Below are 21775 nucleotides of genomic sequence, written 5' to 3' on the forward strand. Positions count from 1 at the left end.
CAGTTCCATGTCACAACGCTACCGGGGCCGTTTCGCGCCCTCCCCCACCGGCCCGCTCCATCTGGGCTCCCTGGTTACCGCGCTGGCGAGCTGGCTGGACGCACGCGCCCATGGCGGCGACTGGCTCGTGCGAATCGAGGACATCGACTACCCGCGCTGCGTCAGGGGCGCCGACGAAGACATCCTGCGCACACTTGACGCGCTGGGCCTGCACCCGGACGAACCGCCCGTCTGGCAAAGCCGTCGCGAGGGCCTGTACGCGGAGGCGCTGCGTCACCTCGATGCCGCCGGCAATCTCTACCCGTGCGGCTGCACACGCAAGGAGATCGCCGATTCGCTCGTGCACGTGCGCGAACGGCATCAGACACTCGGCTACCCGGGCACTTGCCGCAATGGCCTGCATGGCAAGCTGCCACGCGCCTGGCGCGTGCGCGTGCCAGATGGCCCGGCGGCAACGATCTGCTTTGACGACCGCTGGCAGGGCCGCCAATGCCAGAACCTTGAAACGGAACTCGGGGATTTCGTACTGAGACGGGCCGATGGGCTATGGGCCTATCAGCTTGCGGTCGTGGTCGATGACGCCGCGCAGGGCATCACGCATATCGTGCGCGGAGCGGACCTGCTGGATTCGACACCGCGACAGATCCACCTCCAGCATTTGCTGGGCTTGCCGACGCCGGGCTATCTGCACGTGCCGGTGGTGGTCAACGCAGTCGGAGAGAAATTGAGCAAGCAGAGCGGCGCGCAAGCGCTCGATGCTTCGGCGCCGCTCGATGCGCTCCGCACCGCGGGAACGCATCTGGGCATCGTGAATCAGGAGAAGACCGTGGCCGCCTGGCTGGCGACCGCAACCGGTCAGTGGCTGGAACGGCTTCGCGCCGTTCAGGACTTGCGCGGCGCGCCGCCCAGCAGCGCGGCCACGGGGCGCTTGGGCGCCTGACGTCCACGCGTCAGCGCGGCGGCCAGTTGTTCCTCGGTCTTCGGTGCCGGCGTGTAGTTGCCTGACGGCTCGTACGGACGCGAGAAGAACGGATCGTCCGACGGACGGAACGCCTGGCGACCATTCGGCTCGGTACGGCGGCGGCGCTGCTGCTCCTCGCCCTCGCCATTGTCGCGAACGCGGCGAACTTCCGAACGCGCGCGGCGACGATCGCTGTCTTCCTGACGCGCACGCTCGCCGGTCGGATCGAAGCCGTCCAGCGAGCCACGCGGAATGCTGCGCTTGATCAGCTTCTCGATATCGGCCAGCAGACGGTCGTCATTGCCCGGCACGAAGATCGAAAGCGCGTCGCCGCTGGCGCCAGCCCGGCCTGTGCGGCCGATGCGGTGCACGTAGTCTTCCGCACTGAACGGCAGGTCGAAGTTGATCACGCAGGGCATGGCGGGAATGTCCAGACCACGGGCCGCCACATCGGTGGCCACCAGCGCGTCGATCGTGCCATTCTTGAAACCGTCGAGCGTCTGCATACGCTCGGTCTGCGTCTTGTCGCCGTGAATCGCGGCGGCGTTGATGCCCTCGCGCTCCAGATGACGCGCCAGACGCGAGCAACCAATCTTGCTGTTGACGAAAACGATGCACTGGCGCGACTGCTGTTCGTTGGCGCGCTGCTTGAGCAGATGCACCACGGCGGCCTGCTTGTGGCCATCCTGCACCTGATACACCACCTGACGCACGTTCTCGTTGGTCGAGTTGCTGCGCGCCACTTCGATCGTCACCGGCTGCTTCAGGTAGCTGGAGGCCAGCTTCTTGATTTCGGGCGAGAACGTGGCCGAGAACAGCAGCGTCTGGCGCTGCGCCGGCAGCAGGTTGATGATGCGTTGCAGGTCGGGCAGGAAGCCCATGTCGAGCATGCGGTCGGCTTCGTCGAGCACCAGCATCTGCACCTGCGACAGGTTCACCGACTTCTGCTGCACGTGATCGAGCAGACGACCCGGCGTGGCCACGAGGATTTCCACGCCACGGCGCAGCGCATCGGTCTGCGGGTTCATGTCGACGCCACCGAAGACCACCGTGCTGCGCAGGTCAGTATGCTTGGCATACCGGGCGACGTTGTCGTAGACCTGATCGGCCAGTTCGCGCGTCGGCGTCAGCATCAGCGCGCGCACCGGGTGACGCGCCGGAGAGGCACTCGCGTTGGCGAGCGGCAGCAGCCGCTGAATGATCGGCAGCGCGAAACCGGCGGTCTTGCCGGTGCCGGTCTGCGCGGCGCCCATCACATCCTTGCCCAGCAACACCACGGGAATCGCCTGTGCCTGAATCGGCGTCGGCTTGGTGTAACCCTGTTCGGTCAAGGCGCGCAGAACGCGCGGATCCAGCCCGAAGCTTTCGAACGTCTGCTCTGCTGCTGGGGCCTGGTCTTGTGTGGTTGTCATCGTCATGGTTGAGGTGTCTGTGCAGGGCGCGAAGCCGTCGCAATCGGACACGCGTCTGGAACTGAGACCGGGCAAAGGGTGAATTGCCCGGAAAATCAAAGACTTGGATTCTACCATTACTGCCCGGGCGCGGTCATCCCGGACGCTAGCCAGTATCGGCGCCTGCGATGTCAACAACATGTCACATCCACGCGCGACGATGTCGCCCCGGCTCAAGCGCCGACCATACCACCCAGAAAAAGCGTTCCACCACGGACTCCACCATGACCACCACCCCGCTCGCCGAGCCCAGCGATCTGACCCGACGCAGGTTCCTGCGCACTTCCCGGCGCTTTTTGGGCCTGGGCGCCAGTCTGGCGCTGGTTGGACCGGCGGTGCTCGCGGCCCCGGCCGTGGTGTCGAACGGACGCCCGAACACGCCCGACGGCATCCAGCTTGGCGATCCGTCGGATGACGGGCTCGTGGTCTGGGCACGCGCCGAGCGCCAGTCGCGCATGGTGGTCGAATACGCCACCGAGCCGGGTTTCCGCAATCCGATGCGCATTTCAGGCCCGCTGGCGACCAGTGAAGCCGACCTCACCGCCCGCACCTTGCTGACCGGCCTGCTGCCGGGTCAGCAATACCACGTGCGCGTCGCATTCGAGAACCCCGAGCAACGCCGTGGCATGGGCGCCTGGACGGAGGGTTCGTTCCGCACCCCGTCCCAGCAGGCCGATCGCCCGATCCGCTTCGTCTGGTCGGGCGATACGGTCGGCCAAGGCTGGGGCATCAACCCCGACCTCGGCGGGATGCGCATCTATGAAGCGATGCGCCAGCGCAACCCGGACTTCTTCATCCACAGCGGCGACACGATCTACGCGGACAGCCCGATCACGGCCGAGCAGAAAGCCGAGGATGGCCGTATCTGGCGCAACCTGGTGACGGAGGAAGTCAGCAAGGTCGCCGAGACGCTGAAGGAATTCCGCGGCCGCCATCGCTACAACATGATGGACACCAACGTGCGCCGCTTTGCGAGCCAGGTCCCGCAGATCTGGCAGTGGGACGACCACGAGATCACCAACAACTGGTCGGCCTCGAAGGATCTCTCCGGCGACGCGCGCTACACGGAAAAAGACGTGCGCGTGCTGGTGGCGCGCGGCAGCCGCGCCTTCCTGGAAAACGCGCCGATGCGCTGGCACCGCCAGGGGCTGGCCGAGCGCGTGCATCGCAAGATCGGCTACGGACCGTTGCTGGACGTGTTCGTGCTCGACATGCGCAGCTTCCGCGGTCCAAATGGCTATAACCGCGAGACGACCGAGAGCGCGGCCACGGCATTCCTCGGCAATGCGCAGCTCGAATGGCTGGTGGCGGAACTGATGGCATCGCGGGCCACCTGGAAGGTCATCGCCGCTGATATGCCGATCGGCCTTGGCGTGCCAGATGGCAAGGACGCTCAGGGGCGTCCGCGCTGGGAAGCCATCGCCAACGGCGACGGTCCGGCCCTGGGACGCGAACTCGAAACCGCGCGACTGCTCACGCGCATCCGACAAGCCGGCATCAAGAACGTGGTGTGGGTGACGGCGGACGTGCACTATTGCGCCGCCCACCACTACTCGCCGGAACGCGCGGTGTACAAGGATTTCGATCCGTTCTGGGAATTCGTGGCCGGCCCGCTCAATGCAGGCAGCTTCGGCCCGAACCCGCTCGACAACACGTTCGGGCCGCATGTCGCATTCCAGAAAGCGCCCACCGCGCAGAACATGTCGCCGTTTGCCGGCTATCAGTTCTTCGGCGAGGTCAACATCGACCCCGCCTCACGCGCGCTGACCGTCGATCTGCGTGACCTGAACGGCGTGTCGCAGTATTCGCAGACGCTGCAGGCGCAGGCCTGAGCGTCCTCGCGAAGCCGCCGACCGAAACGCCGGACGGCGGTATCAATCGCCGGTATCAATCGCCGGTATCAATCGCTCTTGATACCGTTGTCCTGAATGACCTTGCCCCACTTCGCGTAGTCATTGCGCATACGCGTGGCGAACTGGTCGGAAGGCAGGTACGAGGCCACGGTGCCGGCGCCCAGCATCTTCTGCTCGACGGTCGGATCGGCCAGCGCCCCCTTGAGCGCGGCCGACAGCTTGGCCACGATCTCCTTGGACGTGCCGGCCGGCGCCAGCAAGCCACCCCACGACGCTGCGTCGAATCCCGGGAAGCCCTGCTCCGCCACGGTCTTCACCTCGGGCGCGAAGCTCACGCGCTTGCTTGACCCCACCGCGATTGCGCGCAGCTTGCCCGCCTTGATGTGCGGCAGCGCGGCAATCATGTCGGAGAACATCATCGGCACCTGTCCGGCCAGCACGTCGGACATGGCCGGCGCGCTGCCTTTGTAAGGCACGTGCTGCACGTCGAAGTGGCCGAGGTTCTTCAGAAGCTCCGTCGACAGATGACCGAAGCTGCCATTGCCCGCGCTGGTGTAGTTCATCTGGCCGGGATTGGCCTTGGCCTTTGCGATGTACTGCTGCAGGTTGGTCACATCGGGCAGCGCGTGCGGATTGACCACCATCACGATCGGCAGCTCATACGCGTTACCGATCGGCGCGAAGTCCTTGAAAATGTCGTAGCCCTTGCGCGGCAGCAGATACGGCGCCAGCAGCGTCGGCGTGGCGAGCATCACGATCGTGTAGCCGTCAGGCGTGGCCTTGGCCACGGTCTCGGTGCCGATGGTGCCCGATGCGCCCGGACGATTGTCGATGACGATCGGCTGCTTGAGCGTCTCGCTCATCTTCTGGCCGATGATGCGCGCAGCGGTATCGGTGGGACCACCGGCCGGGAACGGCACGACCAGCCGGATCGGCTTGTCCGGGTAGTTCGCCTGGGCCTGCGCAGCGGCAGGGACGAACGGCAGCAGTGCCGCCACGGCGAGCGCGGACAGCGCCAGACGGCGATGGGTACGTTGATGACGGTGACTACGGTATTGCACGGTGCTTCCTCCAATTGCTGCCGGCGAACAGGACACGCCGGCCTGCTTTCTCGTTCTTGAAAATCCGTTTCAGAGCTTCATGACGCCCGGCCGGAACAGCCGCGCGTCCATCAGGCGCAGGTCATCGGCCACGGCGACCGGCGTGGCGCATTGATCGAGCACGTCGCGTTGCAGGTCCACGCCGGGAGCGATCTCGACCAGCGTCAGGCGAGCATCGCCCTGCGCGTCAGCACGCATTTCGAATACGGCACGTTCGGTGATGTAAAGCACAGGCACACCGAGCGACGCCACGTACGGGCCGTTGAAGCTCAGGTGCGATACCTCGGGCACGATCTTCTTCACACGACCCTCGCGCGCGATCCGCAACTGGTCCTGCTCGACCCGTATCTCGAGGCCACCGGCTGTCAGCGTGCCCATGAACACCACCGCGCGTGCGCTCTGGGTGATGTTGATAAAGCCGCCAACACCGGCAATCAACGCACCCTCGCCTTCCCCGAACTTGCTCACGTTGACGTTGCCGTGCCCGTCGAGTTCAGCCAGACCGAGGATCGCCAGGTCGATGCCGCCGCCTTCGTAGAAGTCGAACTGCGCGGGCTGGTCGACCACCGCCTCAGGATAGGCCGACGCGCCGAAGCTCAGTCCATCCGCCGGCGTGCCGCCGATCGGACCGGCTTCCACGGTCAGCGTGAAACCGCCCAGGCCGGCCTGATGCGCCAGCGCGCCAACCGCGGCCGGCATCCCGACACCCAGGTTCACCACGCGCGGTTTGCGTGCCGCTAGCTCCATGACGGCGCGCCGCTGCGCGATCGTGCGCGCATCGAGTTGCGCCGACGCATCGGGCAGCACCTCGGCTTCCTTCGCCCGCTCCGCGGCCTCGGCAGCTTCACCGCGCCAGGGCCTGACGTAGGCTTCGTTGTAGGCCTCGGCAAACGTCATCAGGTGATGCCCGGGCTGTTCACTGACCACCACGTAGTCCACCAGAATGCCCGGCACGTGGATGGCCTGCAGGGTCTCGTGGTAGTCGACCACCGACTCCACCTGGGCGATCACGATGCCGCCCGAGTTGTGCGCGGCTTGCGCCATCGCCAGCAGTTCGTGGTGGAAGGCCTCGCGATGCGTGCTGAGATTGCCGCGCGTGTCGGACGCCGTGCAGCGGATCAGCGCGCAATCAATGCGGAAGCTCGGGTAGAACAAATATTCGTCGCCACGGAAGTCGACCGCCTCTACCCAGTTCGCTGTACCGGCGGCAATGGCATCGCGGGCACGCTGGTTGACCGCGCCACCGTGGTAACGCGCGTCCTTCTCGACACGAGGATCGACGAACGTATGCAGACCGATCTTGGTCAGCACGCCGGGCTTGCCGCCAGCGATGGCCCGATAGAGATGCGTGAGCACGCCCTGTGGCAGGTTGAAGCCTTCGCACTGCTCGGTCATCGCCAGCGTGGCCAGCCGCGTGGCGGAGCGCCAGTGACCGCCGACGACCGCGCGGGTCATGCCGACGTTACCGAAATGGTTCACACCACGGGCGCCCCGGTCGCCCTGCCCGGCCGAATACACCAGCGTCAGGTCTCGTGGCAGGGCCTCGCGCAAGAAGCGCTGCTCGAGCGCCTCGGTCACCCCTTCGGCGTGTCCCGCGCCGACAAACCCGGCGCTGGCCACGGTCCAGCCGCTCTGCACGAGCGCGGCCGCCTGCGCGGTGGTGATCACCTTCATTGCTGTCTCCTGGTTCTTCTGGTTTTTTCTGGCGTTTCCGGATTGTCCTGCCACCGTGGTTTTCGCCGAACCACGTTTTGCGAACATTTGTTCGGAAAACGCATATCATACGGATCGGCAGCCCGGACGCAAGCCCGGTCTGACCCTCGGATACCTTTGATTGACCTCCACGCCAATGCCTGACGACCACGCTCCGGAGATCCCGAAGAAGGAAGAACTGCTCGACTCGCTGACCAAGGGGCTTGCCCTGCTGCGGCTGTACGCCAGCGGCGTGGAGCGTCTGACGATGCAGGAGGTGGCGGAAGAACTCGACGTCACCCGCGCGGCCGCGCGCCGGCTGCTGCTGACGCTGGCGCACAACGGCTACCTGGCGCAGGAAGGCCGGCAGTTTGCCCTGACACCAAAAGTGATGGATCTGGGCTACGCGTACTTTGCGTCGATGAACCTGCCGCAACTGGCCCGCCCCTACTTGCAGACACTCTGCGCCGAAGTCGGCGAAAGCTGCTCGGTCGGGATGCTCGACCAGGAATCCGTGGTGCTGGTCGCGCGCGAGGAACCCAGCCAGCTACTGCGCGTGGACATGGCCATCGGCCGCCGGATGCCGGCATATGCACACTCGCTCGGCCGCGTGCTGCTGGCGGGGCTCGACGCTGAAGCGCTCGACGCCTATCTCGCGCAAGCTGAACTCAGGCAACTGACGCCATTCACAATCAGTTCGGGCCCCGCGCTGGCGCGCAAGCTCGAAGCGGTGCGCGCCGACGGCTTTTGCACGCTGATCAGTGAATTGGCGGATGGCTTCGCCGGCATCTCGGTGCCGCTGCATGACCAGACCGACAAGACCGTGGCCGGCCTGGGCCTGAGCATGGTGCTGGGCAGCCGCGATCAGGCATATCTCGAGAAACACTACTTGCCGCCGCTACGACGCACGGCGGCGCAGATCGAGTCCATCCTGAAAGCACGCTGACGACGCACGGCCAACACGCAAACGGGCCCGAAAGGAAAAAGCCCCGCTGGCCGGGGAGGTCGCGGGGCTGAAGTGGTAGCGGGGCAAGGATCCAGTCGCCCCAAGGGCTATCTTGGTGGAAGACCTGCGGCTCGGCATCACCCGAATGTGGGGAAAAGCGTGGGGTAACGCACCTAACTTCCGCGAAAAGTCATGCGTGCGGCAGATCCTGGAACGGAGCGAACCGTTCGACCGCCGATGTGAACGCCGCCAGCGCCGGATGCCGCGCTGGGTCGACCTTTCCCGGCAACATGGCCTGCGTGAACGTCCAGACCACGGCAGCGGTCAGTCCTGCCTGATCAAGCGCACGGGCGTCGGCCGGCACCGGCATCTTGGCGATCTCCTGCTCCAGCAGCTCAAACGCGGCCGCGCGCTGGCCGTCGATCCGTTCCAGCCAGGGCTCATGCTGCTTGGCTTCGGGCCGAAGGTTGTGCTCGTAGACGTTCTGGACCACCTTTTCGCAGGCCGCCAACGCCAGGCCAATCGTGCGCAGCGCGCGCTGGCGATCCATCAGACCCGCAGGCATCAGGCTGCGGCCTGCCAGCGTTTCCGCGTAGTCGATGATCAGCGTCGAATCCATCAACACAACGCCGTTATCGCAAACCAGCGAAGGCGCCTTGACCACTGGATTGATCGCGCGGAACTGATCGAAAGTACGGAATACCGACACCGATTCATGCGTGAACGGCAGGTCGAGCAGGCGCAGCGCGATGGCGGCGCGGCGTACGTAGGGAGAGTCGAGCATCCCGATCAGTCTCATTTCCTTGGCTCCGGTGGCTGGGTGACGCGGCGATTTCCGCGCCGGGACGCATACGATAGCGCAGCCCGGACGCACATGCAGCGTGCCGCACGTGACAGCACATGACCGCGTCGCTCAAGCAACCCAATGATCATTTCGATCATATCAATGATTGAACTGGTCAGAAATTCGCATTTCGCCTACACTTCGCCCCTGAATTGATCGATTCAATCAATTCTTTGATCAAAACACACAGGCTGCCGCGCACCCCAGGCGCGGCTGGAGACGAACATGCAGATTCATATCAAGCGCGCCATCGAGCGCGTGCCGGGCGGCATGATGATCGTGCCGTTGCTGATCGGTTCACTGGTTGCCACCTTCGCGCCCGACGGCCCGAAGTTCTTCGGGTCGTTCACCAACGCGCTGTTCACCGGCGCCCTGCCGATCCTGGCGGTGTTCTATGTCTGCATGGGCGCCAGCATCAACATCAAGGCCACCCCATACATCGTCAAGAAAGGCGGCGTGCTGTTCGCCACCAAGGTGGGCACGGCAATGCTGCTGGGCGTGATCCTCGGCCACTTCCTCGGCGAGTCGCCGATCAGCGCGGGCATGTTCGCCGGCCTCTCCACACTGGCCGTGGTGGCCGCGATGAACGACACCAACGGCGGCCTGTACATGGCGCTGATGGGTCAGTACGGCCGGCCCGAGGACGTCGGCGCCTACTCGATCATGTCGCTGGAATCGGGGCCGTTCCTGACCATGGTGACGCTGGGCGTGGCTGGTCTTTCGGCATTCCCCTGGCCGACACTGGTTGGCAGTATCCTGCCGCTGATGCTGGGCATGCTGCTCGGTAACCTCGATCGCGAGATGCGCGACTTCCTCAGCAAGGCCGTTCCCGTGATGATTCCGTTCTTCGCGCTGGCGCTGGGCGCGGGCCTCGATCTGCACAAGGTCTGGCAGGCCGGCATGCTTGGCCTCGGCCTGGGTGTGGCAGTGGTGGTGGTCACCGGCTTCGCGCTGTATATCGCGGACCGCCTGAGCGGCGGCACGGGTGTGGCGGGTGTTGCGGCGGCAAGCACCGCGGGCAATGCCGCAGCGGTACCCACGCTGGTGGCGGCAGCCAACCCCGCCTATACCGAAGCGGCCAAGAGCGCCACGATTTTGGTAGCCGCCTGCGTGGTCGTGACCGCCGTGCTGACGCCGCTGGTCACCGCATTCGTGGCACGCCGGGTAGCCAATCGCACCAGTGCGGCCGTGGCCAGGACCACCGCATGACCTGGCTGATCATCGCCGACGACCTGTCCGGCGCCGCTGACTGCGCGATCGGCTTTGCCGCGCACGGCGCGCGCGCGGTGGTCACACTCGACGTGGCCGATTCCGTCGGCATCGCCGATGCAGAAATCGTGGCGGCTGATGTCGATAGCCGCCGCATGACGCCCGAAGATGCCACCACCAGCAACATCGACGCCTGGCATCGCGGCGACGGCCGGCACCGGCGTCTGTACAAGAAAATCGACTCGACCCTGCGCGGCAACTGGGCCGCCGAAACGGTGGCATTGCAGCCGCTGGCAGGGCTGGCGATCATCGCGCCGGCGTTCCCCGCGACGGGGCGCACCACGCGCGGCGGCCGCATGTTCGTCAACGGCCAGCCACTGGAGGACACCGACATCTGGCGCCTGGAAGGCCTGAACGGTCACGCTGACATGGTGGCGCTGCTCGCCGCGCGCGGACTGGCCACGGCACTACTGCCGCTCGACGTCGTTCGTGCCGGCGCCCCGGCCGTGCTCGCCGAGTTGCGTGCGCGACAGGCGGACGGCATCGCAGCAGTTGTCTGCGACGCCGAAACCGAACAGGATCTGGTGACGCTGGCCGACGCCTCGAGTCAGCTCGACACGCCGGCGTACTGGGTCGGCTCCGGCGGACTGGCGCGCGCGCTGTCCGCCGTAGCGCAGGTCTCGCGTGCGGAGACGACATCTCCGCTCACGTATCACCGGGGTCCGATGCTGACGATGGTCGGCAGCATGTCGGGCATCTCCGGCAAGCAAGCCGCCTACCTGTGCGAGCGGGCGCGAATGGAAGCCCTGATCGTGGCGCCGCAGACGCTACGCGATGGCCCGGGCCATCCCGCATGGACCACCACGCGGCAATCGATCACGACATGCCTGAGCGCCGGCCGCGATCTGCTGCTCAGCATCGGCCGCGACGATGCCTTCGACCCGGCCGAAGGGCCGCGGCTGTCGACCGCGCTCGCGCAACTGGTTCTGCCCTCCTTCGAACATGTTGGCGGATTGATCGCCACCGGCGGCGAAACCGCGCGCGCCATGCTCGGCGCGGCCGGTATTGCCGCGCTGGCATTACGGCACGAGGTCGAACCCGGCGTGCCGCTGTCCGACACCATTGAATCCCTCCCTGGCGCGCCGGCGCGCCGCGTGGCCACCAAGGCCGGTGCATTCGGCACCGAAGCCGCGTTGTGGCTGGCGTGGCAAGCCATGCGCCAGAACTGAACCGCCCCACGAAACGGGATAAAGACAAACATGAGCGACTACATTCCTGTCATCGGCATCACGATGGGTGATGCCACGGGCATCGGGCCCGAAGTCATCGTCAAGAGCCTGGCCCACGAAACCGTCTACGCCCAATGCCGCCCGCTGGTCATCGGCGATGCGCGCCGGCTCGAACAGGCAGGCAAACTCGTCAACTCGGCCCTCAGGATCCGCGCGATCCAGTCGCCCGAGGAAGCACGCTTCGAGCCGGGCACGATCGACTGCATCGACCTGGGCCTGATCCCCGAAGACCTGCCGTTCGGCAAACTGTCCGCCGTGGCCGGCGACGCCGCGTTCCGCTACATCGAGCGCGCGGTCAGACTGGCGCAGGAAGAAAAGATCGATGCGATCTGCACCGCGCCGCTGAACAAGGAAGCCCTGCACGCGGGCGGCCACAAGTTTCCGGGCCACACCGAGATGCTGGCGCACCTGACCGGCACGCCCGAAGTCTCGATGATGCTCGTCGCGCCGAAGCTGCGCGTGATTCACGTCACCACGCACATCGGCCTGCTGGATGCCATCCGCAAGATCGAGCCCGGTCTGGTACAGCGCACGATCGAGCGCGGCCAGGTGACGCTGCAGCGCGCGGGCATCGCTGCCCCGCGCATCGGCGTCTGCGGCATCAACCCGCACGCTGGCGAGAACGGCCTGTTCGGTCACGGCGAGGAAGAGCAGAAGATCATTCCGGCCGTGGAAGCACTGCGCGCGCGCGGCTGGGACGTGGAAGGCCCGCTGCCGGCCGATACACTGTTCTACCGCGCTGGCCGTGGCGATTTCGATCTCGTGGTGGCCATGTATCACGATCAGGGCCATGGCCCGGTCAAGGTGCTTGGCCTGGAAGCCGGTGTGAACATCACCGTGGGCCTGCCAGTCATCCGCACGTCGGTGGACCACGGCACGGCGTTCGACATCGCCGGCAAGGGCATCGCCGACGAACGCAGCCTGCTGGAAGCGTTGCGCCAGGGCGCGGAACTGGCTACCCGCCGCGCGTGAGCGGACCGGCGGCCCAGCCACACGGCGACACGGCCACACGGCTTGAGCCAGCCACCGCTGCGGTAAGATCGGGGATCGTTTGCGATCCCCTTTTCTCTTTTCCCATCCATGAAAGCCGCCGACCGCCGCCGCGCTATCCTCGAACTCGTACTGTCCGGCGAGGATGCCAACGTTGAACGGTTGACCAGCAACCTCGGCGTATCCGAAGCAACGGTGCGCCGCGACCTCACCGCGCTGGCACGCGAAGGGCGCATCGTGCGCACTTACGGCGGTGCCGCGCCGCTGATGCAGATCGGCGGGCACGAACCCGAGGCTTCGCTCGAGGAACGCAAGGCACTGCAACGCGACCAGAAGGAGTCGATCGCGCGCATGGCGGCGACCTTTGTCGACGACGGTGACGCCGTGCTGCTCGATAGCGGCACCACGGCGGCCGCGTTGGCCCGGATGCTCGCCGCGCGTTCGGACCTGCATGTCTACACGACGAACCTGCTTGTGGTCACTGCTCTGGCCGGCCTGCCCGAAGTCCGCGTCACGCTGATCGGCGGCGATGTGCGGCCATCGAGCATGGGCACGTTCGGCCCGCTGGCACAGTTGGCGCTGTCGCGCATCAGCGTCGACAAGGCATTCCTGGGCGCCGACGGTGTCGTGGCTGGCGTGGGCCTGTGCGAGGCCAGCGCCGAACAGGCTTATCTGAAGGAATGCATCATCCGGCAAGCCGCCGATATCTTCGTGCTGGCCGACTCGACCAAGCTGGGCCGCGCCCGCCAGCAGCATTGGACCCCGCTGGAACGCGGATGGACGCTGGTGACAGATGGCGATGCCACCGCCGACCAGCTAGAACCGTTCCGCGCGCTGAAGCAGGTGCGCGTGGCGGTCGCGAGTTAGCGTCGCGCCGCCCGCGCTTGCACATCCGCCCTCCGGCGTTCAGCCGCGACGATGGCCGTTGTGCTTGTCGTGGTAGATCTGGCCGCTGGCATGGTTCTCGGCACGATTGATCGAGCGTTGTTCCCCCGCCCCGACATGGCCGTTACGGCCCGCGCGCGCTTCCGCGTGATCGACATGCGCCTGGCCACGCTCGAGTTGCGCCGTCTCCCGGTTGGTCAGCGAGCCATTTTCCACACCATTGCGGACGCGCGTCTCCTGATTGATATTGCGCTGGACGTCGGCCTGCATCCGCTGTGACGACACGCTGTCCGGGTTGCCGACCTTGCCGTTGTGGGTATCACGCGATATATCCTGGCTCACTCGGTTCTGCGCGTTCTGGATGCGGGCCTGCTCCTGCGGCGAAAGCTTGCCGTTCTGCAGCGAATTGGCTTCCATGCGATCGACCTTCGACTCCTGCTGCTCCAGGCTTGACGCCTCTCGCGTGGTCAGCGTGCCCGACTTCAGGCCATTCTCGATACGCTGCTGCTGGTTGACGTCGCGCTGGGTGTCGTAGGTCACCGCGCCGGTTTGCGCGCTGGCGATACCCGAGAGGGTGGCTGCGATCAGGCCAGCAAGAAGAACGGAATTGCGCTTCATGATTGATTCCTCCACATACGTTGTCAGGGTGCTCGGGCCGTCGTTTCTGATGGGGACGTCGCCCTTGCCTGCATTAATGCGGCAACTGCGCAGGCAGACGACGCCCGGTCTGTAAGCCGTGTTACGGCGCATTTCGCGCAGCGTGACGAACGACTGCATGTCCGCTCGTGCAGACAAGATCCTCGCGACCATGAATGCCATAATCGCCACTCACATGCCCGTACGACGCAGAGGTGAACGATGAAGCTGGCTGTGGTGACCTATGGAACCGAAGGCGACACGCGCCCGCTCGCGGCGCTTGCCCGTGCGTTGATCGACGCGGGTCATGAGGTGCATCTGCAGGCCGACGCCTCGACGCTGCATTCGGCCGAGGCGCTCGGCGTCCCAGCCTCGGCACTCTCAGGCGATATCCGCAAGGCGCTGGCGCCGGGGCAAGCGCTGTCGAACGCGGTCTATCGCAAGGGCGGGTTCCAGGACACGAGCCGTGCGCTGGCGGCCATCGCCAATGCCAGCACACCGGCCTGGATGCGCGAGGTCGCCGACGCATCGGAGGGTTGCGATGCGTTGATCATCTCGGGGCTGGCCGCCTTTGTCGGCCTTTCCGTGGCCGAGTATCGCGGCATCCCGGCCATCGGTACCGGACTGATCCCCATCACGCCGACCGCCGACTTCGCTTCGCCCTTCCTGCCACCGGGCAAGGTGCCGCGATGGCTCAATCGCGCCAGCCACCGTCTGGTGAACGAACTGCTCTGGCAGGCATTCAAGAAAACCACCAACGCCGCGCGAGCCGATGTCTGCGGCCTGCCCGCACGCAAGCATGTCTGGAGCGATCATCCAATGCTCTACGGCGTATCGCCAAGCCTGCTGCCACGCCCGCGGGACTGGGCTGCGAACGCATTCGTCTGCGGGCAATGGAGCGCCGCAGCGACCCACTGGACGCCACCTCCAGCGCTCGAGGCATTCCTCGCAGCGGGAGAAGCGCCCATCTACATCGGCTTCGGCAGCATGGCCGGGTTCGATCATGTGGCAATGACCGATGCGCTGATCACAGCCATCGCTGGTCGGCGCGCGCTGTTCTATCCTGGCTGGAGCGGCATTGATGGGGCGTCATTGCCGAAGAACTTCTTCATCGTGGGCGAAACCCCGCATCATTGGCTCTTCCCCCGGACGTCGATGGCGATTCATCACGCCGGATCGGGTACCTCGCATTCGGCGGCGCGGGCCGGCATCCCTTCGGTGGCTGTGCCGTTCGCGGGCGATCAGTTCTTCTGGGCACAGCGGCTACGGGATGCCGGCGTGGCCGGCGATCCGGTCCCAGGCAAACGGCTGCGGGCTTCCACGCTGGCACAGGCGATTGCATTCGCGCAACGGCCAGAGGTCTGTGATCGCGCCCGCGCGCTTGGCGAACGCATGGCGCAAGAGGACGGATTGGTTGCGGCTGTTGGCGCGATCGGACGTCTGGTAGCCGCCCGTCTGTGATCCGGCCCCGTGCGCTAATCCCAGCCCGATGCCGGCGATTGCCAATAGCGTGCAGCGGGACACGACGTCCCGCTGCACGCATGATGACCGCCGCATCCGGCAGCGGTCATCATCAGGCTATAGCGAACACGCGAGGTTGACCGAGAGGCCGCCCCAGCCCGTTGCCTGGTTGTTGTCGAGTTGTACCTGCAGCTTGTCGCCATGTGCTACCGCACCTGCCGGAGCCTGCACGCTGCAGTTCTGCTGACCGTTACTGATCTTGCAACTCAACCCGCTGACCGGTGCGTACGTCGCGGAAACGCCGGAGCCCGTGACCTTGAACACAGCGAGGTTCAACACGCCCGTAGCTTTGCCAAGCGTCGTGGCCGTCAGGCTAACGCTTCTGCAGTCGTACGGAATCGTGACGCCGAAATCGCTCGGCAAGGCCACCGCGCCACCGTCGCCAGTCATGACATACGCGCCACGGCTCAATGTATCGGGCACATTGAAGTTGCCGCTGTAGACGGTGCCGGTGGTCATGGTGATACCGGTGCCAGGCCACTTGCCCCCCGTCTTGGGGCCGTAGAGGGTGGACGTTGTGGTATCGAGATAGAAATCGCCGTCGACCCCGATGCTGTCGGACGGAGCGCCGCTCCCGGACAGGATGTGGCCGCCGGTGTCGGAACCGCTGCCCGTGCCAGTACCAGTATTAGTACCGCCGCCGCTGGAACTCTGGTTGATCAGCGATACGCCCGCCGGCCAGACGCCATTGGCCTTCGGCCCGTAGATCGTCCAGGTGCTGGTGTCGAGATAGAAGTCGCCATTGTTGCCAATGGTGTTGCCGGGAGCGCCGCTGCCAGACAGCACGGCGCTGCCGTTGGTACCAGGCGCGCCGGGATTGCCGCTCGGGCCAGCCGGCCCCACCAGCGAAGTACCCGGTGGCCACGTGCCATTGGCCTTGGGCCCGAATAACGTGGACGTTGCGGTGTTGATGTAATAGTCCCCGTTATTGCCAACGCTGTCGGTCGGGTCGACCGAGCCGGAAAGAATGGTGTTGCCGGCTGCTCCGGTATTTCCGGTGGCGCCCGTCGTACCCTTGGTGCCATTTACGCCTGCGGGCCCCGCCAGAGACACGCCCGCCGGCCACACGCCATTGGCCTTGGGCCCGAAGATCATCCAGGTGGCGGTATTGATATAGAAATCCCCATCGTTGCCAATATTTGGACCGGGATCCGTGATCCCTGACAGAAGCGTATTGCGCTGGACGGTCGGAGACTGTGTGGTCGGCGTGGTCGGCTGCGTTCCCGTGCTCGTGGTAGTGGCGCTCGTTGGCGTGGAATCGCCCCCTCCTCCACAACCCGCCAACGCGATGGTCAGGCAGGCAAAGGACATTGCAGTCAGCTTCGCAGGATGTGTCATACGGCTCCCCCTTGTTCTGATTTCCCTGTACGCGTTGTTCAATGGCTCGCCATGAGCGCGACAACCGTATGGGTAACGTATCCCCTGACGTTACGTTGGAGAATCAACTGATCGTATGAGGCGTGGAGGGGTAGACTGACGTACAGGCGGGTTGGCTACCAGACGTCTTGGTGGACGACTTCGTCGCTTGATTTTGGGGAGGCAGGCAAATGACGAACATCTATGGAAGGCTCGGCGCGCTGGTCATCGCGATGGTTGTCATCCCGGCGCCCGGACTGGTCAGCGCCACTGAACAGGCGCAGCAACGCCGCGCTGGTCGCGACGTCCGCCAGGACACCCGCCAGGGCTCGCGCGAGACCAAACAGGATTGCCGCGCCGCGAACCAGAAAAGCAACTCGCATTGCCGGCAGGACAAGCGGGACACCAAGCAGCAAGGGCGACAGACCGCCCGCGACATCAAGTACTGAAAGACTGAACACACCCGTTTCTGACCAGTCAGGGGCTCCGGCACGACCGCAGCCCCCGGCCCTCCTTTCGCCGGCATGACCTGAAGCCGGAAGCCCCCCGCGACGCCCAACCACACGGCCTCTTGCCCAGACCGGGGGATTTCCCGTTTGTCTTTTCTGCGATTGGCTGTATAGTTCTTCGATATATCGGAATATATAACCAAAAGGAGACAATAATGAACAGGAGTTTCCGAGTCCGGCTGCGACCGCTGCTGGCAACGCTGGCACTGGCGCCGGCGCTTTCATTCGCGCAAGACAAGTTCCCGAGCCGACCGATCACCTGGATCGTGCCGTTCACCCCGGGAGGCATCACCGATACGGCATCGCGCACTATCGCCAAGAAGATGTCGGAAACGTTGAAACAGTCGGTGGTGGTGGAAAACCGCCCCGGTGCGGGCGGCATGGTCGGCACGGAAGTGGCGGCCCGCGCGCCGGCCGACGGCTACACGTGGATATACGGCACGCAGGGCACGATGGCGGCGAACCTGGCGCTGTACAGCAAGGTGCGCTACGACCCGCTGAAGGATTTCGCCCCGGTCCACGCGCTCTCCGAAACATCCACGATCATGGTCGTGAACGCCTCTCGCCCGTACAAGACGGTCAAGGAGCTGGTGGAATACGCGAAGCAGCATCCGGGCAAGGTCAACTTCGGCTCGGCTGGCGCCGGCACTGGCACGCATCTGAGCGCAGAGCTGTTCCAGGCCAGCGCTGGCGTGAAGCTGACCCACATTCCTTACAAGGGCAGCTCGCCGGCCATCAATGACCTGCTTGGCGGCACGGTGGACGTGATGTTCGACTATCCGAGCATCGTGCTGCCGTTCATCCAGAGCGGCAAGCTGCGTGCGCTCGCCACGACCGGCAAGGATCGTCTGGAGCTGCTGCCGAACGTGCCCACCATCGCCGAATCGGGATTCGCCATGGCGCAGGCCAGCAGCTGGTCCGGCATCCTGGTGCCAGCCGGCACACCGCCTCAGACCGTGGCGCTGATTTCGAAGGCAACGGAGGAAGCGCTGCGCGACCCCGAGGTACGAAAATCGATCGAGCCTTACGGCAGCATGCCGATGTACGGCCTCTCCGAAGCCAAGTTCGGCAGCTTCATCCAGGCCGAAATCGTGAAGTGGGGGGATGTGGTCAAGAAGTCCGGCGCCAAGCTGGACTGACCATCGGGACATCCGCAAGGACATCATCGTGGGGCGCGGGGAAGGCCGACGCCCCACGTGAAGTCAGGCCATGTTCAGGCCATGCCTTCCAGCGTCACGGGGAATCCGGGCAGCGGCCCGTTCTCGGTTTCCGTGATCCGCGCGCCCGATCTGTGTCGGGCTTGCGCGACAGCCTCCACCGCATCCAGCACCGGGAACACCGGCAGGTCCGCATTCGCCAGCCGCGCCATCAACGCATCGGCGTCATATTCCGCCACGCGCTCGGCCAGGCGCGTATTGATCCTCTCCGCATTCGCCGTCCGGGCGGCGTGGTCCACGCAACACGCGTCATTGGCGGCGAACAGGCTCAGCACGTCATTCAGACCGCGCCAGAAATGCTCCTCCAGCGCGGCGATGGTCAGATAGCGGCCATCCCTGCAACGGAACACGCCATAGGCTGGCTTGCCGCCCAGCATCGCGCGCTGTGCGTCAGGCGTGGCTGCGGCCTTCTGGCGGAACAGCCCCAGCCTCGGCGCCATCCAGTGCAGAACGCTGTCAGCGAGTGCCGCGTCGAGATACTGGCCACGTCCACTCACCGTGCGCTGGTAGAGCGCGGCCAGCAGCGCGGATAGCGCCATGGAAGCTCCGGCCAGATCCGCAATCGGCAGCATGGCCTGGTGCTCCGGAGCGCCACCGGGCGTGCCCGTCAGCGACAGCGCGCCCGCCGCAGCCAGATAGTTGATGTCATGCCCCGGCAGCAGCGCATGTGGGCCCTCTTGACCAAACCCGGTCAGCGACAGGTAGATCAGTCGGGGAAACTGCTCGCGTAGGCTCTCGTAGTCCAGCCCGAGCCGACGCATCACGCCCGGGCGATAGGACTCGATCAGAATGTCCGCCTGCGCGATCTGCGCCCGCACCTCGGCCAGTCCGCTGTCGCTCTTCAAGTCGCAATACAGGCTGTGCTTGCCACGGTTGAGCGCGGCGAACAGCCCCGGTGCCAGCCGCCGGGCATTGTCGCCGTGGGGTGGACGTTCGATCTTCATTACCTCGGCGCCCATCTCGACGAGCGTCTGCGTCAGGAACGGGCCGGGGAGCAGTTCGGTCAGGTCGACGACGCGTACGCCCGCGAGTGGCGGCGTGGCGGCTGCATCCGCCGCGTTCGCCGCATGGGTGGCATCGGACGTGCTCATTTCCCCCCCTCCCCTTGCTCCATCACGATCACCGCATCGAGCGGCAATGCGCCCTCTCCAGCAACGCCGACCCATACCGGGTTCAGATCCATCTCGACCAGATGGTCACCATGCGCGACGACAAAGTCCGAGACTTTCACCAGCAGCGCCGTCAGCGCGGCGATGTCGCGCCGTGGCTTGCCTCGCACGCCATCGAGCAGCGCGAAGCAGCGCACCTCGCGAATCATGGCCTCGGCCTCCGTGGCCGACAGCGGCAACATCCGGCGCGATACGTCCTTGAAGACTTCCACGTAGATCCCGCCGAGACCGAAGGTCAGGATGTGCCCAAACACCGGATCGCGCGACACGCCAATCAGGATCTCCAGTCCACCCGGCGCGGCCATGTGTTCCAACAGAATTCCGTCGATACGCGCATCGGGCATATTGCGCTTGACCGACGTGTGAATGCTCTCCCATGCCGCTTCGAGTCCCGCATCATCGTGAATGCCGACCACCACGCCGCCAACATCCGACTTGTGCTGGATCTGCTCGCTCACCACCTTGGCCACAAGCGGATACCCCACCTCGCGCGCCAGCTCACGTGCCTGCTCCAGCGTGGCCGCTACGCGGGACACCGGAATAGCGATGCCGGCCGCACGCAGCATCGCCTTGCCCTCTGGCTCAGACAGGGCCCGAGTCGGCACATCGGCAACGGGCCGCGCCGCCGTCTGCATCAGCGGCTTGAAGTCGATATCGGCGCGGGCGCGCCAGCTCGCGTAACCCATCCAGCGCTCCACGGCCTTGACCGCCTTGCTGATGCTGCGCACGGGCGCCAGGCCTGCATCGGCAAACACCTTGTAGGCCCCGCCCTGACGCTCGCTCATCCAGATCGGCAACATCGGCACCGGGCTCCCTTTCTGCACGTCGGCCGTGATGTCGGCAGCGAGCTTGGTGATGTCGCCATACTCGAGCGCCTGCGGCAGCAGTACCAGCGACACGCCCGGGTCATTGCAGACCGCCTGCAGGCACGTGCGTGCCAGCTCCGGCTTTGCCATCACCGCGGTGGTGGTGTCGATGGGGTTGTCGATTGCGGCATACGACGGCAGCGCGTCGCGCAGTACGGCAAGTGTCTCCGGCGCGAACTCCGCCAGTTTCAATCCGGCGTTGCCGACCATGTCGGCGCACAGTGCCGCCGTGCCGCCCGATCCCGAATAGATGGCTAGTGCGCCGCCCTGACGCGGCATGCCGCGCGCGAACAGCCAGGCGGTGTCGATCAATTCGTCGATGTCATCCACCTCCACCACGCCAAGCTGCGCGAACACGGCGCTGTTGACCTCCGCCGAGCCGGTGATCGACGCCGTGTGCGACTGCGCCGCCTTGCGGCCGTACTCGGAGCGTCCCACCTTCAGCACCACCACCGGCTTGCCCTTGCGCGCCGCGTGCTGCACGGCGGCGACGAACTTGCGGCCATCGTTGACGCCTTCGAGCAGCGTGGCGATGACCTTGATATCCGGCGCGTCGGCCATGTAGTGGATGAAGTCGCTCACCTGCAAATCGACCTCGTTGCCGCTGGAACTCCAGAGCGCCACGCCGATGCCACGGTCCATCGCCTGCAGCACATTGCGGCCCAGGCCGCCACCCTGCGTGGCCAGCCCAACTGGCCCGCCGCGAAGATCGTGCCGGAACGAAGGCGAGAACGTGAAGCCGAGACGCTCCGTGATATTGGTCAGGCCCGGGCAATTCGGTCCGTAGATGCGCATGCCCGTGCGCGCCACGATCTCCTTCATGGTCTGCTCGGCAGCCTTGCCTTCCTCACCGGCTTCGCCGAAGCCCGAGGTCAGGATGATCGCGAAGCGCACCCCTTTCTCGCTGCACTGTTCCAGCACCGCGAGCACGTGCTCGGCGGGCACCGCTACCAGAGCGGTGTCGGGCACGGCCGGCAGCGATGCCACATCGGGCCATGCCTTGCGCCCGGCCACTTCCGGTTTGGTCGCGTTGACCAGATAGACGTCGCCTTTGAAGTCGGAATGGTCCATCAGATTCTCGAGCGCGCGCGCGCCAATGCTGCCGCTGCGGTCGCTGGCCCCAACCAGGGCGATGGAACGCGGGCTGACGAGCCGCGACAGGTCTTGGTATGTCTCCATATTTGTTCTCTCTTTGCGGAAGTCTGTGGAGCCCGACGAGGCGCTGATGTGCTGATGTGCTGATGCGCCGATCCACCACCACGCCGGGCGGAAAAGGGGACT

The 21775-nt window shown here is 65.5% G+C and carries 18 protein-coding genes; 10 read left to right on the forward strand and 8 right to left on the reverse strand.

Annotated features, from left to right (window positions below):
* The first annotated feature begins 7 nt into the window (after positions 1 to 7).
* The gene (gluQRS, locus tag K6G35_RS11640; RefSeq protein WP_035884824.1) at positions 8 to 940 is read left to right on the forward strand and encodes a tRNA glutamyl-Q(34) synthetase GluQRS; all 933 of its coding nucleotides are present in this window, start codon (positions 8 to 10) and stop codon (positions 938 to 940) included.
* On the opposite strand, the gene K6G35_RS11645 is transcribed toward gluQRS, so the two are convergent.
* Positions 883 to 2379, reverse strand: coding sequence for a DEAD/DEAH box helicase (locus tag K6G35_RS11645; protein ID WP_008649914.1), 1497 nt, complete (start codon positions 2377 to 2379; stop codon positions 883 to 885). The two genes, gluQRS and K6G35_RS11645, sit on opposite strands and share 58 nt — an antisense overlap.
* A gap of 257 nt (positions 2380 to 2636) precedes the next feature.
* Between K6G35_RS11645 and K6G35_RS11650 the strand changes: the two genes are divergently transcribed.
* The gene (locus tag K6G35_RS11650) at positions 2637 to 4244 is read left to right on the forward strand and encodes an alkaline phosphatase D family protein (protein WP_051705561.1); all 1608 of its coding nucleotides are present in this window, start codon (positions 2637 to 2639) and stop codon (positions 4242 to 4244) included.
* Between the two features lie 68 nt (positions 4245 to 4312).
* On the opposite strand, the gene K6G35_RS11655 is transcribed toward K6G35_RS11650, so the two are convergent.
* The gene (locus tag K6G35_RS11655) at positions 4313 to 5326 is read right to left on the reverse strand and encodes a Bug family tripartite tricarboxylate transporter substrate binding protein (RefSeq protein WP_008649910.1); all 1014 of its coding nucleotides are present in this window, start codon (positions 5324 to 5326) and stop codon (positions 4313 to 4315) included.
* 69 nt (positions 5327 to 5395) lie between these two features.
* Complete coding sequence (locus tag K6G35_RS11660) at positions 5396 to 7039, reverse strand: acyl CoA:acetate/3-ketoacid CoA transferase (protein ID WP_035884823.1); 1644 nt, start codon at positions 7037 to 7039, stop codon at positions 5396 to 5398.
* A gap of 175 nt (positions 7040 to 7214) precedes the next feature.
* Here K6G35_RS11660 and K6G35_RS11665 point away from each other — a divergent pair, with 175 nt between their 5' ends.
* Complete coding sequence (locus tag K6G35_RS11665) at positions 7215 to 8003, forward strand: IclR family transcriptional regulator domain-containing protein (RefSeq protein ID WP_495676347.1); 789 nt, start codon at positions 7215 to 7217, stop codon at positions 8001 to 8003.
* Positions 8004 to 8193: 190 nt separating this feature from the next.
* Here K6G35_RS11665 and K6G35_RS11670 read toward each other — a convergent pair whose 3' ends face one another.
* Complete coding sequence (locus tag K6G35_RS11670; protein ID WP_495675753.1) at positions 8194 to 8802, reverse strand: glutathione S-transferase; 609 nt, start codon at positions 8800 to 8802, stop codon at positions 8194 to 8196.
* Positions 8803 to 9072: 270 nt separating this feature from the next.
* Between K6G35_RS11670 and K6G35_RS11675 the strand changes: the two genes are divergently transcribed.
* From K6G35_RS11675 to K6G35_RS11690, 4 genes are all read left to right on the forward strand, one after another.
* Positions 9073 to 10056: a 2-keto-3-deoxygluconate permease gene (locus tag K6G35_RS11675; protein ID WP_008649893.1), complete on the forward strand. Its 984-nt coding sequence runs from the start codon at positions 9073 to 9075 to the stop codon at positions 10054 to 10056.
* Positions 10053 to 11285, forward strand: a complete 1233-nt coding sequence (locus K6G35_RS11680) for a four-carbon acid sugar kinase family protein (RefSeq protein WP_495675754.1) — start codon at positions 10053 to 10055, stop codon at positions 11283 to 11285. Before K6G35_RS11675 ends, K6G35_RS11680 begins: the two co-directional genes overlap by 4 nt.
* A gap of 30 nt (positions 11286 to 11315) precedes the next feature.
* Positions 11316 to 12317, forward strand: coding sequence for a 4-hydroxythreonine-4-phosphate dehydrogenase PdxA (pdxA, locus tag K6G35_RS11685; protein WP_008649889.1), 1002 nt, complete (start codon positions 11316 to 11318; stop codon positions 12315 to 12317).
* A gap of 108 nt (positions 12318 to 12425) precedes the next feature.
* On the forward strand, positions 12426 to 13202 hold the full coding sequence (locus K6G35_RS11690) for a DeoR/GlpR family DNA-binding transcription regulator (protein ID WP_008649888.1): 777 nt from the start codon (positions 12426 to 12428) through the stop codon (positions 13200 to 13202).
* A gap of 39 nt (positions 13203 to 13241) precedes the next feature.
* On the opposite strand, the gene K6G35_RS11695 is transcribed toward K6G35_RS11690, so the two are convergent.
* On the reverse strand, positions 13242 to 13838 hold the full coding sequence (locus K6G35_RS11695; protein ID WP_035884849.1) for a hypothetical protein: 597 nt from the start codon (positions 13836 to 13838) through the stop codon (positions 13242 to 13244).
* 240 nt (positions 13839 to 14078) lie between these two features.
* Between K6G35_RS11695 and K6G35_RS11700 the strand changes: the two genes are divergently transcribed.
* On the forward strand, positions 14079 to 15317 hold the full coding sequence (locus K6G35_RS11700) for a glycosyltransferase (protein WP_495675755.1): 1239 nt from the start codon (positions 14079 to 14081) through the stop codon (positions 15315 to 15317).
* Between the two features lie 117 nt (positions 15318 to 15434).
* Here K6G35_RS11700 and K6G35_RS11705 read toward each other — a convergent pair whose 3' ends face one another.
* On the reverse strand, positions 15435 to 16715 hold the full coding sequence (locus tag K6G35_RS11705; protein WP_008649882.1) for a hypothetical protein: 1281 nt from the start codon (positions 16713 to 16715) through the stop codon (positions 15435 to 15437).
* A 209-nt stretch (positions 16716 to 16924) separates the two neighbouring features.
* Here K6G35_RS11705 and K6G35_RS11710 point away from each other — a divergent pair, with 209 nt between their 5' ends.
* A complete protein-coding gene (locus tag K6G35_RS11710) occupies positions 16925 to 17182 on the forward strand; it encodes a hypothetical protein (protein ID WP_008649880.1) in 258 nt (85 codons plus the stop codon).
* A gap of 215 nt (positions 17183 to 17397) precedes the next feature.
* Positions 17398 to 18381 carry a Bug family tripartite tricarboxylate transporter substrate binding protein gene (locus K6G35_RS11715; protein ID WP_008649879.1) on the forward strand — a complete coding sequence of 328 codons (984 nt, stop codon included), beginning with the start codon at positions 17398 to 17400 and terminating at the stop codon, positions 18379 to 18381.
* Between the two features lie 74 nt (positions 18382 to 18455).
* Here the strand turns inward: K6G35_RS11715 and K6G35_RS11720 are convergent, their stop codons facing one another.
* Positions 18456 to 19550, reverse strand: a complete 1095-nt coding sequence (locus K6G35_RS11720; RefSeq protein ID WP_008649877.1) for a CaiB/BaiF CoA transferase family protein — start codon at positions 19548 to 19550, stop codon at positions 18456 to 18458.
* On the reverse strand, positions 19547 to 21673 hold the full coding sequence (locus tag K6G35_RS11725) for an acetate--CoA ligase family protein (protein ID WP_008649875.1): 2127 nt from the start codon (positions 21671 to 21673) through the stop codon (positions 19547 to 19549). Before K6G35_RS11725 ends, K6G35_RS11720 begins: the two co-directional genes overlap by 4 nt.
* Positions 21674 to 21775 lie beyond the last annotated feature (102 nt).

Source organism: Cupriavidus sp. HY129 (assembly GCF_059492215.1).

What these genes read in the sequence shown, in the direction of transcription:
- K6G35_RS11650 (WP_051705561.1), top strand. Translation starts at nt 2,637, where the DNA reads ATGACCACCACCCCGCTCGCCGAGCCCAGCGATCTGACCCGACGCAGG.
- gluQRS (WP_035884824.1), top strand. Translation starts at nt 8, where the DNA reads ATGTCACAACGCTACCGGGGCCGTTTCGCGCCCTCCCCCACCGGCCCG.
- pdxA (WP_008649889.1), top strand. Translation starts at nt 11,316, where the DNA reads ATGAGCGACTACATTCCTGTCATCGGCATCACGATGGGTGATGCCACG.
- K6G35_RS11700 (WP_495675755.1), top strand. Translation starts at nt 14,079, where the DNA reads ATGAAGCTGGCTGTGGTGACCTATGGAACCGAAGGCGACACGCGCCCG.
- K6G35_RS11670 (WP_495675753.1), bottom strand. Translation starts at nt 8,802, where the DNA reads ATGAGACTGATCGGGATGCTCGACTCTCCCTACGTACGCCGCGCCGCC.
- K6G35_RS11695 (WP_035884849.1), bottom strand. Translation starts at nt 13,838, where the DNA reads ATGAAGCGCAATTCCGTTCTTCTTGCTGGCCTGATCGCAGCCACCCTC.
- K6G35_RS11690 (WP_008649888.1), top strand. Translation starts at nt 12,426, where the DNA reads ATGAAAGCCGCCGACCGCCGCCGCGCTATCCTCGAACTCGTACTGTCC.
- K6G35_RS11680 (WP_495675754.1), top strand. Translation starts at nt 10,053, where the DNA reads ATGACCTGGCTGATCATCGCCGACGACCTGTCCGGCGCCGCTGACTGC.
- K6G35_RS11725 (WP_008649875.1), bottom strand. Translation starts at nt 21,673, where the DNA reads ATGGAGACATACCAAGACCTGTCGCGGCTCGTCAGCCCGCGTTCCATC.
- K6G35_RS11720 (WP_008649877.1), bottom strand. Translation starts at nt 19,550, where the DNA reads ATGAGCACGTCCGATGCCACCCATGCGGCGAACGCGGCGGATGCAGCC.
- K6G35_RS11660 (WP_035884823.1), bottom strand. Translation starts at nt 7,039, where the DNA reads ATGAAGGTGATCACCACCGCGCAGGCGGCCGCGCTCGTGCAGAGCGGC.
- K6G35_RS11710 (WP_008649880.1), top strand. Translation starts at nt 16,925, where the DNA reads ATGACGAACATCTATGGAAGGCTCGGCGCGCTGGTCATCGCGATGGTT.
- K6G35_RS11645 (WP_008649914.1), bottom strand. Translation starts at nt 2,379, where the DNA reads ATGACGATGACAACCACACAAGACCAGGCCCCAGCAGCAGAGCAGACG.
- K6G35_RS11675 (WP_008649893.1), top strand. Translation starts at nt 9,073, where the DNA reads ATGCAGATTCATATCAAGCGCGCCATCGAGCGCGTGCCGGGCGGCATG.
- K6G35_RS11705 (WP_008649882.1), bottom strand. Translation starts at nt 16,715, where the DNA reads ATGACACATCCTGCGAAGCTGACTGCAATGTCCTTTGCCTGCCTGACC.
- K6G35_RS11715 (WP_008649879.1), top strand. Translation starts at nt 17,398, where the DNA reads ATGAACAGGAGTTTCCGAGTCCGGCTGCGACCGCTGCTGGCAACGCTG.
- K6G35_RS11665 (WP_495676347.1), top strand. Translation starts at nt 7,215, where the DNA reads ATGCCTGACGACCACGCTCCGGAGATCCCGAAGAAGGAAGAACTGCTC.